The sequence below is a fragment of the Amycolatopsis sp. NPDC104863 genome, from assembly GCF_055582965.1.
Genome location: NZ_JBVJOW010000009.1, coordinates 419,149 through 430,670, shown reverse-complemented (window position 1 = coordinate 430,670; position 11,522 = coordinate 419,149). Strand labels below are relative to the sequence as shown.

Here is an 11,522-nt window from a genome sequence, read left to right as displayed (position 1 = left end):
GCGCCGACCTCCCTACCCAGCGGTAATGGCTCACCCGAACGGACTCCTCCGTTCGTCGCAATGCCAACGGGTTTGGTGTGCCGGTGAGTGGTTCAGACCCGGCCGAACACCCAGCTGCCGGGCGCCGCCGGATCGTCGCCGGCCCAGAACTCGTACCAGTGGCCCGAGAACTCGGCCCGGGAGATGCGGCCGTCACCGTCGGCGTCGAGGAGGGCGAAGATCTCGTCGGTCGGCGCTTCGAGGCCGTTCCAGGCGGTGATCATGCGGTGGTACTCGGCGGCCGAAATGGCGCCGTCGCCGTTTTCGTCCACCGCCTCGAACATCGCCGCCGCGGTGCCGGTGACCGCGGCCGGCATCTGCGGCAGCCCGTCGACGACGTCGAGGACCTCGTCGAGCGAGACCTTGCCGTCGCGGTCGCGGTCGGACGCCTCCAGCAGCGTCGCCCACCAGCCCATCATGATCGAGGCGAGCTTCTCCCCGTCCGGGGAGCCGCCGTCGGTGCCGCGCACCTCGAGCCATCTCGTGGTGAGGGCCCGGAAGTCGGACTCGGTGAGGTAGCCGTCGTCGTCGGCGTCCATCGCGCCGAAGATGCCGGAGATCTTGCGTCGCTGAAAGTCACTGGCCATGCGGGACAGCTTCGCCGCCGCCGACGGCGCCCGACGACGTCCGCCCGAGTACACCCGCGCCACGACCCGGTGATTCGGGTCGTGGCGCAGAGTGAACGGGCTTGCGGCCCGGGGTGAAGTCACGGCGCCTCGTCCGCTCCTGCGACCGGACAGCCGCATGACCGCTCGGCTCGACGGTGACCTCGCCGAGACCGCGCACCCGCTCCCCACGACCCGGCGACCGGCTACCGCAGGCCGATCGGCGGTCGTGAGTGGTAATTCGGGTTAGAACCCGAATTACCACTCACGACCAGCTGCGGCGGACCGGGCAAAGATCCGGCGCCGAGCTCCTAGTGCGCGGCTTCGTTCCAGGACCGGCCGTAGCCGACCGAGACCTCCAGCGGCACGGCCAGGTCGTAGGCCGAGCCCATGCCCTGGCGCACGAGCGCCTCCAGCTGCTCCCGCTCGCCGTCGGCGACCTCGAGCACGAGCTCGTCGTGGACCTGCAGCAGGATCCGGCTCTTCAGCTTCGCCTTGACCAGCTCCTGGTGGACGGTGAGCATCGCGACCTTGATGATGTCCGCCGCGCTGCCCTGGATCGGGGCGTTCAGCGCCATCCGCTCGGCCATCTCGCGGCGCTGGCGGTTGTCGCTGTTGAGGTCCGGCAGGTACCGGCGGCGACCGAAGATCGTCTCGGTGTAGCCGCACTTGGCCGCCTCGCCGACCACCGAGTGGAGGTAGTCGCGCACGCCGCCGAAGCGGGCGAAGTACGCCTCCATCTGCTCCTTGGCGTCTTCGGTCGAGATCCGCAGCTGCGCCGACAGCCCGTACGCCGACAGCCCGTACGCGAGGCCGTACGACATCGCCTTGACGCGGTAGCGCAGCTCCGGCGTGATCTCCTCCGGCGGCAGCGAGAACGCCCGCGACGCGACGAACGTGTGCAGGTCCTCGCCGGAGTTGAACGCCTCGATGAGGCCCTCGTCCTTCGACAGGTGCGCCATGATCCGCATTTCGATCTGGCTGTAGTCCGCGGTCATCAGCTCGGTGAAGCCCTGGCCGACGACGAACGCGTCGCGGATGCGGCGGCCCTCTTCGGTGCGGACCGGGATGTTCTGCAGGTTCGGCTCGGTCGAGGACAGCCGCCCGGTGGCCGCGATGGTCTGCAGCAGGGTGGTGTGGATGCGGCCGTCGTCGGCGACGGACTTGATCAGCCCTTCGACCGTGGTGCGCAGCTTCGTCGCGTCCCGGTGCTCCAGCATGTGCTGCAGGAACGGGTGCTCGGTCTTCTCGAACAGGCCCTGCAGCGCCTCGGCGTCGGTCGTGTAGCCGGTCTTGGTGCGCTTGGTCTTCGGCATGCCGAGCTCGTCGAACAGCACGACCTGCAGCTGCTTCGGCGACCCGAGGTTGATCTGCTTGCCGATCACCTCGTACGCGGCTTCGGCCGCCTGCGTCACGCGCGACAGGTAGTGCGCTTCGAGCGTGGTCAGCTGCTCGAGGTCGACGGCCACACCGGCGATCTCCAGCTCGGTGATCACTTCCAGCAGCGGCAGCTCCAGCTCGGCGAGCAGCCGCGCGCCGCCGATCTGCTCCAGCTCCTTCTCGAGCGCGCCGCCCAGCTCGAAGATGGCCCGCGCCTTGACCAGCTCTTCCTGGATCTCCTTCTGCTCCAGGCCTTCCGCGCCGCCGTCCAGCAGCGACAGCTGCCCGTCACCGCCGTCGGTCTCCGAGCGCAGCTCGCGGTGGAGGTAGCGCAGCGCGAGGTCGTCCAGCTCGAACGTGCGCTGGCCCGGCCGCACGAGGTAGGCGGCCAGCGCGGTGTCCATGGCGAGCCCGGCGAGCACCCAGCCGCGGGCGCGGATCGCGTGCAGCGGGACCTTGAGGTCGTGGCCGGTCTTGCGGATCTTCGGGTCGGCGAGCCACGCCGCCAGCGCCGTGTCGTCCGCCTGGTCCATCGCCGTGACGTCGACGTACGCGCCTTCGCCGTCCGCCGCCGCGAAGGCCACCGCCCGCAGGTCGGACCGGACCGAGGCGCCGGCGGTGCGGAAGGCCAGCGCGACCGGCTCGCCGCCGGCCGCGTGCGCGGCGAGCCACGCCCCGAGCGCGCCGGGGGCCAGCGCGTCACCCGAGACCTCGAAGCCTTCGTCGGCCTCGGGTTCGGCGCTCTGCAGCGTCGCGAACAGCCGGTCGCGCAGGACGCGGAACTCCAGCTCGTCGAACAGTGCGTGCACCGCTTCGCGATCCCACGGGCGCAGCTCCAGCCCCGACGGGCCGACCTCCAGCTCGACGTTCCGGATCAGCTCGGTGAGCTGGCGGTTCAGCTGGACCGAGGACAGGTGCGCGCGCAACGCGTCGCCCGCCTTGCCCTTGACCTCGTCGACGCGGTCGATCAGGTCGTCGAGCGAGCCGAACTGCTTGATCCACTTGGCCGCGGTCTTCTCGCCGACGCCGGGGATGTTCGGCAGGTTGTCCGACGGGTCGCCGCGCAGCGCCGCGAAGTCGGGGTACTGCTGCGGGGTGAGGCCGTACTTCTCCTCGACGGCGGCCGGGGTGAACCGGGTCATCTCCGACACGCCGCGCTTCGGGTACAGCACGGTGACCTGCTCGGTGACCAGCTGCAGCGCGTCTCGGTCACCCGTACAGATGAGGACGTCGAAGCCGTCGGCCGTCGCCTGCGTCGTGAGCGTGGCGATGATGTCGTCGGCCTCGAAGTTCTCCTTCGTCAGCGACGGGATGCCGAGCACGTCGAGGACCTCGCGCACCAGGTCGACCTGGCCGCGGAACTCGTCCGGCGTCGTGCTGCGGTTCGCCTTGTAGTCGGCGAAGGTCTCCGAGCGGAACGTCTTGCGCGAGAGGTCGAACGCCACCGCCAGGTGTGTGGGCGCCTCGTCGCGCAGCAGGTTGATGAGCATCGACGTGAACCCGAAGACCGCGTTCGTGACCTGCCCGGTCTTGGTCTTGAAGTTCTCGGCGGGCAGCGCGAAGAACGCGCGGTAGGCCATCGAATGACCGTCGATCAGCAGCAGCTTCGGCTGCTCCGCGCTGGTTCCGGTCGCGGTGGTTCCTGTGGCGTTGGCAACGGTCGTCTTCTCACTCGGGCTCACGGGGCCGAGTCTAGGCTGAGGGTCCGACACTCTTACGTGTCGCATAGGAACAGGAGCTTTGTGTGACGGACAGTGCCGCCCCCATCGACGTGGAGCGGCTGTCGGGCATCGACCCGGCGGCGGCGGACCAGCAGCTGAACGACAAGGTCGGGATGAAACTGCTGGAAGCGACGGCCGAGCGGGTCGTCGGCACCATCCCGGTCGAGGGGAACCTCCAGCCGTACGGCCTGCTGCACGGCGGCGCCAACGCCGTGCTCGCCGAGGCGCTGGGGTCCACGGTGGCCGCGTTGAACGCGGGCCCGGGCCGCGCGGCGATGGGGCTGGAGCTGTCCTGCACCCACCACCGGGCCGTCCGCTCGGGCACGGTCACCGGCGTCGCGACCCCGCTGCACGTCGGCCGCGGCACGATCACCGCCGAGATCGTCCTGACCGACGACGAGGGCCGCCGCACCTGCACCGCCCGGCTCACCTGCGTCGTCCGGGACCGCCCGCCGGGCGCGTGAGCCGGTGGACCTCGACCTCGCCCAGGTGCGGGCGTTCGTCGTCACCGCGGAGCAGCTCCACTTCGGGCGGGCCGCCCAGGCGCTGTTCCTGACCCAGCAGGCGTTGTCGAAGCGGATCCGGAAGCTCGAAGACGCGCTGGCCACACCGCTGTTCCGGCGCACCCGCCGCTCGGTCGAGCTCACCGCCGAGGGCGAGCGCTTCCTCCCGCACGCGCGTGAGCTGCTGCGGGTGGCCGACGCCGCGGTGGCCGCGCTCGGTGCCGGCGACCGGCCGCTGCGCCTCGACCTCGTCGACGTCCGGCTCTCCCCGATGTTCCTGCTCCGCCGGCTCGCCGCGCGGGAGCCCGCGCTGCGGATCGACCGGGTCGCCGGCGCCGGGTTCGCCCACGCGGTCGAGCCGCTGCTGTCCGGCGAGCTCGACGCCGCCTTCGGCCGGGTGACCGGCTTCGGGCGGCCGCTGCCCGACGAGCTGGAGCACCGGGTCGTCCGGCTCGAACCGCTGGTCGCGCTGCTCGCCCCGGAACACCCGCTGGCCCAGCTGGACGTGCTGCCGCTCGAGGAGCTGCGCGCCGACGGGATCTGGCTGCCCGGGTCCGGCGGCGCCGCCGAATGGCTGTCCTACCTCGCGGCGATGTGCGCCCGGTTCGACGTCCCGATCGACGACTCCGGCGTCAGCTACGACCTGCGGCACACCCTGGAGCAGACGCGGTACGGCAAGCGCCGGGTCACCCTGGCCGGGGCGGATATGGAGCTCGCGCCCGACCTCAACCTGAAGGTGCTGCCGTTCTCGCCGTCACCGCTGTTCCCGTGGTCGCTGGTGTGGCGGCGCGGGAACACGAACCCGGCGCTGCGGCGGCTGCTGGCCCTGGCCGGGCGCACCAGCCGCGAAGAGGACTGGTGCGCCTACGACCCCGGCCACGCCTGGCTGCCGGACGAGGACCTCAGCCTCGTAGCCGCCGCGCGAACCACTCGCTGAACGCCGTGTCGACGGCGGCCGCGGCCGCCGTCCCCGGCGGGAACTCGTGCGCCATCCCGTCGACGGTCACCAGCTCGGTCCCCAGCTTCTCGCTCAGGGCCGCGGCGGGCTCGCGCACGGCGACGTCGTCGTCCGCGCCGGCGACGAGCAGCAGCGGCGCGCTCAGCTCGCCGGCCCGGTTCACGTAGTCGTAGCGCGCCGCCACCGCGAGGGACCGCTCGGTCCACGCGTAGGTCACGCCGTAGCGCCGCTCGTTGGCGGCGATCATCGGCGCGAGCCGGACCACGGGGCTGGCGACCGCGCCGGCCGCGATTTCGACGTCTCCGCGCGCCAGCACCTCCAGGGCGACGATCGCCCCGGCCGAGCCGCCGAACACGCCCAGCGGCCCGGTCGCGCCCGGCAGCCGGTCACGCAGCTCGGCCAGCGCCGCCAGGAACTCCCCCGCCGCCTGCTCGGTCACCGGCTCGAACATGTTCAGCACGGCGTCCTCACCGGCCCGCCGGAAGACTTCTTCGGGACCGCCTTCGGGCAGCCGGGCGCCGGTCAGCGGCAGGCCGAAGTACACCCGCCACGCCTGCAGCCCCGCCATCGGGACGGCGGCGGCCATCGCCTGCTCACTGGCCGGCGCGTCCATCAGGTGCCAGCCCGCGACCAGCGCCGCCGGCGCGTCCGGGTTCGCCGGCGGCATCGCCACGAACGGCACGCCGGCCGCGATTCCCTCGATCATCGTGTGCTCCCTCGGTTCTTGGTGTGCCCCAAGCAAACCGCGGGGTGCGGCGGCGGGTCCAACAGCCTTTCCGGCGCCGGTGACAACCGATGGTTGTGAACAGAACCGGCCCCGTGCGCGAGCGCGCACGGGGCCGGTGAGGGGAAGCTCCGGACGTCAGCCGACGCCCAGGTAGGCCTCCTTGATGCTGTTGTCCGCCAGCAGCTCCTTGCCGGTGCCGGACTTCGTGATCTGCCCGGTCTCCAGCACGTAGGCCCGGTGGGCCCGCGACAGCGCCTGCTGCGCGTTCTGCTCCACCAGCAGCACGGTGGTGCCCTGCTTGTTGATCTCCGTGATGATCCGGAAGATCTGCTGGATGAACTGCGGGGCCAGCCCCATCGACGGCTCGTCCAGCAGCAGCAGCTTCGGCTTCGCCATCAGGGCGCGCCCGATGGCGAGCATCTGCTGCTCGCCGCCGGACATCGTGCCGCCCAGCTGGGTCTTGCGCTCCGCCAGGCGCGGGAACAGCTCGAACACCCGCTCCAGGTCGCCGCTGAGGTCCTTGCGGTCCTTGCGGGCGTACGCGCCCATGTCGAGGTTCTCCATCACCGTCATGCCGGGGAAGATGCCCCGGCCTTCCGGCGCCTGCGAGATCCCGCGAACCACGCGGAGGTCACCGCGCAGCTTGGAGATGTCCTCCCCGGCGAAGGAGATCTTCCCGCTCGAGATCGGGCGGATCCCCGAGATGGCCCGCATCGTCGTCGACTTGCCGGCGCCGTTGGCCCCGATCAGCGTGACGATCTCGCCCTCGTTCACCGAGATGGACAGCCCGGACACCGCCTGGATCCGTCCGTAGTGGACGGACACGTCCGACAGCTCAAGCAACGTCATCGTCAGGCACCCCCAGGTAGGCCGCGATCACCGCGGGGTTCTCGCGGATCTCCGCCGGCACTCCTTCGGCGATCTTCTTGCCGAACTCCAGCACCACGATCCGGTCCGTCACGCCCATGACGAGCTTCATGTCGTGTTCGATCAGCAGCACGGTGTACCCGTCGTCGCGGATCGTCCGGATCAGCTCCATGAGCTGCTCCTTCTCCGCCGGGTTGAAGCCCGCCGCGGGCTCGTCCAGGCAGAGCAGCTTCGGCTCGGTGGCCAGCGCCCGCGCGATCTCCAGGCGCCGCTGGTAGCCGTAGGGCAGGTTCTTCGCCCGGTCGGCCGCGCGGTCGGCGATGCCGACGAACTCCAGCAGGGCCATCGCCTTCTCGACGGCGGCCTTCTCCTCGTGGTGGTGCCGCGGCAGCCGCAGCAGCGCCCCGAGCAGGCTGGTCTTGTGCCGCGCGTCGGTGCCGACGACGACGTTCTCCAGCGCGGTCATCTCACTGAAGAGCCGGATGTTCTGGAACGTCCGCGCGATGCCGAGCTGGGTGATGCCGTGCCGCGACGTCTTGCCCAGCGCCTTGCCTTCCAGCCGGACCTCACCGGAGGTCGGCCGGTAGACGCCGGTCATGGCGTTGAAGCACGTCGTCTTGCCCGCGCCGTTCGGCCCGATCAGGCCGAGGATCTCGCCGCGCCGGATGTCGAAGTTGATCTCGTCCAGCGCGACCAGTCCGCCGAAGCGCATGGTCACGTTGTCGACCTCGAGCAGCGTCTGCCCGACCTCGACCTCGATCTCGCGGTCCGGCGCGACGACTTCGGCGACTTCGGCGTCGTGCTCGGCCCGCTCCTCGGCCGTCATCTGCTGCAGCTCGGCGACGAGGCCGCCCTCCGCGACGACCTCGGGACCGCCGTTCTGGGGCTCGGTCATGACTTGCTCCCCGGGGTCGGTTCGGTCTGCAGCGCACCGTCACTGCTGATCTGCTCACCTCGGCCCAGCAGCCGCTGGTACGCCTGCCTGCCGTAGGCGAGCAGCCGCTGGCGCGCGCCGAGCAGGCCCTGCGGGCGGAAGATCATCAGAATGATCAGCGCCAGGCCGAAGATCAGGTACTTGTACTCGGCGATCGCCTGGAACCGCAGCGGGATGTAGGCCACCACGGCCGCGCCGAGCAGGACGCCGACCTTGTTGCCCGAGCCGCCGAGGATCACCGCGGCCAGGAACAGCATCGACGTGACGACGTCGAACTTCTGGTTGTTCACGAAGCCGAGCTGGCCGGCGTAGAGGGCGCCGGAGAGGCCGCCGATCGCCGCGCCGCTGATGAACGCCCAGATCTTGAACTTGAACGTCGGCACGCCCATGATCTCCGCCGCGTCCTCGTCGTCCCGGATGGCGACCCAGGCGCGGCCGACGCGGCTGCGCTCCAGGTTCCCGACCAGGAACAGGACGGCGATGATCAGCGTGACGCACAGCCAGTACCACGGCGTGCCGTTCGAGTTGTTGAACAGCGCCGAGCCGTCGGCGTTCGTGCCCGGCGGGTGCCCGACCTCCTTGAAGCCGGAGTTGCCGCGCAGCGGGCCGACGTTGTCCGCCAGCAGGCGGACGATCTCGCCGAACCCGAGCGTCACGATCGCCAGGTAGTCCCCGCGCAACCGCAGCGTGGGTGTCCCGAGGATCACGCCGAAGATCATCGTGACGGCCATCGCGATCGGCAGCACGACGAGGAACGGCAGGTGCGACAGCGACGAGTCGGGGCTGGTGAACAGCGCCATCACGTACGCGCCGATGGCGAAGAACCCGACGTACCCGAGGTCCAGCAGGCCGGCCTGGCCGACCACGACGTTGAGGCCGATGGCGACCAGCGCGTAGCGGGCCACCTCGAACATCGCGATCGGGAAGTCGTACCCGGGCTGGGTGGTGAGGATCGGCGGGTTCAGCACCGGCAGCAGGTAGATCAGCACCACCAGCGGGATGAGGACACCCCACTGCTGGACACGGCTGAGGTTGTTCCACCGCTCGCCGAACGTGCGCTTCTTGCCGGTCGCGGCGGCCGGCGGAGTCGTGGTCGTCGTCATACCCGCGCCTTTCCGAGCGACTCGCCGAGGATGCCGGTGGGCCGGATCATCAGGACGAGCACCAGCAGGACGAACGCGACGATGTCACGCCAGCCACCACCGAACAGCGACTGGCCGTAGTTCTCGGCGACGCCGAGCAGCAGGCCGCCGAGCAGCGCGCCGCGCAGGTTGCCGATCCCGCCGAGCACCGCCGCGGTGAACGCCTTGATGCCGAGCAGGAACCCGCCCTGGTACCACGCGCCCTGCGGGATCTTCATCATGTAGAACAGCGCCGCCGCGCCGGCGAGCAGGCCGCCGATGAGGAACGTCAGCATGATGACGCGTTCCTTGTTGACGCCCATCAGCGTCGCGGTGTCCGGGTCCTGCGCCACCGCGCGGATGCCGCGGCCGAACTTGGTCTTGTTGACGAAGTAGTTGACGCCCAGCATCAGCACGATCGACGCGATCACCGTGATGATCGTGACGTTGGTGATGCTGCCGCCGAAGAGCGTGAAGACTTCCTGGTTGCGCATGAGCCGGATGCCCAGCTCGGGGTTGCCGCCCCGCCAGATGAAGATGAGCTGCTGCAACACGAAGGAAGCGCCGATCGCGGTGATCAGGAAGACCAGCTTCGGCGCCCCTCGTTTTCTCAGCGGCCGGTAGGCGACCCGTTCCAGGACCACCGCCGTGCCGCCGGAGACCGCCATCGACGCGATCAACGCGAGCACCAGGAAGCCGATCAGCTCGATCGCGGTGAGCGTCGGGGTGTTGCCGGGCCGGAACCCGAGGCCGTAGAAGGTGAACCAGGTCGCGTAGACGCCGTAGATGAAGACTTCGGAGTGTGCGAAGTTGATGAGCTTCAGGACGCCGTAGACGAGGGTGTAGCCCAGCGCCACCAGCGCGTAGATGCTGCCGTAGGCCAGCCCGTCGAACGTGTTGTTCCAGAACTGGTCGAGGAACGCGTTCACGTCGAACGTGATCCAGCTGTCGCTCTGGGCCAGCACGAGCGAGCTCACGTGATGAGTCAATGACACACTAGTTCTCCATGTGGGACCGGGGTGCAGGCCCGGCGGGATCGAGCCGCCGGACGTGCACCCCGGTAATCAGAACGGAAGCGTTGCGCTACTTGATCTCGGTGTTGCGGACGATCTTCCCGCCCTCGACCTTGTAGGTCCACACGGTCGTGCTGGAGAGCTCGCCCTTGTCGTCCCACTTGAAGTGCTTCGTGATGCCCTGGCCGTCATAGGTCTTCACGAAGTCGAGCAGCCCCGCGCGGTCCTTCTTGCCCGAGTCGATGCCCTTGAGCAGGATCGTCGCCAGGTCGTAGGCCTCGGGCGAGTAGGTGCCCGGGTCCTTGCTGAAGGCCGACTTGTAGGCGTCGGTGAACTTCGTGAACTGGTCCGCCGGGACGCAGGGGCAGGTGAAGTACGCCTTCGCGGCCGCCTCGCCGGCGCCCTTGACGAACTCGTCGTCCTTCACGCCGTCCGGGCCGATGAACTTGGCCTCGACACCCGCGTCGTTCAGCTGCTGCGCGAAGGGAGCGGCTTCCTGGTAGTACCCGGAGTAGAACACCGCGTCCGGCTTCTCGCTCTTGATCTTGTTGACCACGGCCGAGAAGTCGGTCTGCTTCGTCTTGACGCTGTCCTGGCAGGTGCCCTTGTCGCCGAGCGCCTGGATGGTCGAAGCCGCCAGGCCGGTGCCGTAGTCGGAGTCGTCCTTGATGACGCACACCTTGTTGGCCTTGAGCTCGCCGGTGATGAACTTCGCGGCGGCCGGGCCCTGGGTGTTGTCGTTGCCCAGACCGCGGAAGAAGGTCTTCCAGCCGTTCTGGCTCAGCGTCGGGTTCGTGGCCGACGGGGTCACCGTGACCAGGCCCGCGCCGTTGAAGATGTTGCCCGCGGCCTTCGACTCACCGGAGAACGGCAGGCCGACGACACCGATGATGCCCGGGGTGTTGACGATCTGCGTCACGATGCCCGGCGCCTTGTCCGGCGTGCCTTCGGTGTCGAACTGCTCCAGCTTGACCTGGCAGCCCGCGTTGGCCTTGTTGTGCTGGTCGACGGCGAGCTTCGCGCCGTTCAGGATGTTCTGGCCCAGCGCGGCGTTGGCGCCGTTGATGGTGCCCGCGTACGCGATGGAGGTCGGGGCGCACTGCGCCTTGCCGTCGCCGGCCGGGTCGGCCGCGTCGGCGGCGGCGGACGGGGCCGCGGCCTGGGACTGCGAGCTCGCGCTGCTGTCACCCGAACCGCTGTCCGTGCGCGCCGAACACGCGCTCAGGGCAACGGCCCCGGCTGCGGCCAGCACGATGACCTTCGCAAGTCGTGCTTTCTGCACTCGTTCCTCCAAATGCCACCTGGCCGTCCGGTCGGACGGCTGTCCCCACGTGGGACCTGACTGGCCGCTGAAAGTAGCCGCCCCGGAAGCCGTTGCACAGAGTCACGCGTGCTCTTGTAGCCACATCGTGACGGTCGTCACGAGTATTAACGTATGATTTACACCCGCTCGTCGTAACCACGACCAGCGGGTGGTGACTCTCGGTGCACAGACTGGGACTTGACGCACGGGGTCGGGGTGTGCGTCAGGCGTGCAGAGTCTACGGACCCGGAGTGGATCATCACGCCGGACCACGCCAGGAAGGCTCGCAAAGGTACCAAGTGCGCCCTTTCGGGCACCCGGAGCGTCACGGAAAAGGGGTGTGACCACGCA

The 11,522-nt window shown here is 69.6% G+C and carries 10 protein-coding genes; 2 read left to right on the top strand and 8 right to left on the bottom strand.

What is annotated here, in order from left to right; all coding sequences use genetic code 11:
• Nucleotides 1–92: 92 nt before the first annotated feature.
• Together ACZ63J_RS40730 and polA are read right to left on the bottom strand one after the other, a co-directional pair.
• Complete coding sequence (locus ACZ63J_RS40730) at nucleotides 93–626, bottom strand: EF-hand domain-containing protein (protein WP_465405516.1); 534 nt, start codon at nucleotides 624–626, stop codon at nucleotides 93–95.
• Nucleotides 627–955: 329 nt separating this feature from the next.
• A complete protein-coding gene (polA, locus tag ACZ63J_RS40725) occupies nucleotides 956–3,706 on the bottom strand; it encodes a DNA polymerase I (protein WP_465405514.1) in 2,751 nt (916 codons plus the stop codon).
• A gap of 62 nt (nucleotides 3,707–3,768) precedes the next feature.
• Between polA and ACZ63J_RS40720 the strand changes: the two genes are divergently transcribed.
• Complete coding sequence (locus ACZ63J_RS40720; RefSeq protein ID WP_410672442.1) at nucleotides 3,769–4,209, top strand: hotdog fold thioesterase; 441 nt, start codon at nucleotides 3,769–3,771, stop codon at nucleotides 4,207–4,209.
• A gap of 4 nt (nucleotides 4,210–4,213) precedes the next feature.
• Nucleotides 4,214–5,185, top strand: a complete 972-nt coding sequence (locus ACZ63J_RS40715) for a LysR family transcriptional regulator (protein ID WP_465405512.1) — start codon at nucleotides 4,214–4,216, stop codon at nucleotides 5,183–5,185.
• On the opposite strand, the gene ACZ63J_RS40710 is transcribed toward ACZ63J_RS40715, so the two are convergent.
• The 6 genes from ACZ63J_RS40710 to ACZ63J_RS40685 form a co-directional block, all read right to left on the bottom strand.
• The gene (locus tag ACZ63J_RS40710; RefSeq protein WP_465405510.1) at nucleotides 5,151–5,912 is read right to left on the bottom strand and encodes an alpha/beta hydrolase family protein; all 762 of its coding nucleotides are present in this window, start codon (nucleotides 5,910–5,912) and stop codon (nucleotides 5,151–5,153) included. The two genes, ACZ63J_RS40715 and ACZ63J_RS40710, sit on opposite strands and share 35 nt — an antisense overlap.
• A gap of 156 nt (nucleotides 5,913–6,068) precedes the next feature.
• The gene (locus ACZ63J_RS40705) at nucleotides 6,069–6,782 is read right to left on the bottom strand and encodes an ABC transporter ATP-binding protein (protein WP_465310002.1); all 714 of its coding nucleotides are present in this window, start codon (nucleotides 6,780–6,782) and stop codon (nucleotides 6,069–6,071) included.
• Nucleotides 6,769–7,695 (bottom strand): ABC transporter ATP-binding protein, encoded by a 927-nt coding sequence (locus ACZ63J_RS40700; RefSeq protein ID WP_465335397.1) that lies wholly within the window; start codon nucleotides 7,693–7,695, stop codon nucleotides 6,769–6,771. Before ACZ63J_RS40700 ends, ACZ63J_RS40705 begins: the two co-directional genes overlap by 14 nt.
• A complete protein-coding gene (locus ACZ63J_RS40695; RefSeq protein WP_465310000.1) occupies nucleotides 7,692–8,837 on the bottom strand; it encodes a branched-chain amino acid ABC transporter permease in 1,146 nt (381 codons plus the stop codon). Before ACZ63J_RS40695 ends, ACZ63J_RS40700 begins: the two co-directional genes overlap by 4 nt.
• On the bottom strand, nucleotides 8,834–9,832 hold the full coding sequence (locus tag ACZ63J_RS40690; protein WP_465309999.1) for a branched-chain amino acid ABC transporter permease: 999 nt from the start codon (nucleotides 9,830–9,832) through the stop codon (nucleotides 8,834–8,836). Before ACZ63J_RS40690 ends, ACZ63J_RS40695 begins: the two co-directional genes overlap by 4 nt.
• A gap of 106 nt (nucleotides 9,833–9,938) precedes the next feature.
• Nucleotides 9,939–11,120: a branched-chain amino acid ABC transporter substrate-binding protein gene (locus ACZ63J_RS40685; RefSeq protein WP_465335520.1), complete on the bottom strand. Its 1,182-nt coding sequence runs from the start codon at nucleotides 11,118–11,120 to the stop codon at nucleotides 9,939–9,941.
• Between the last annotated feature and the right edge of the window lie 402 nt (nucleotides 11,121–11,522).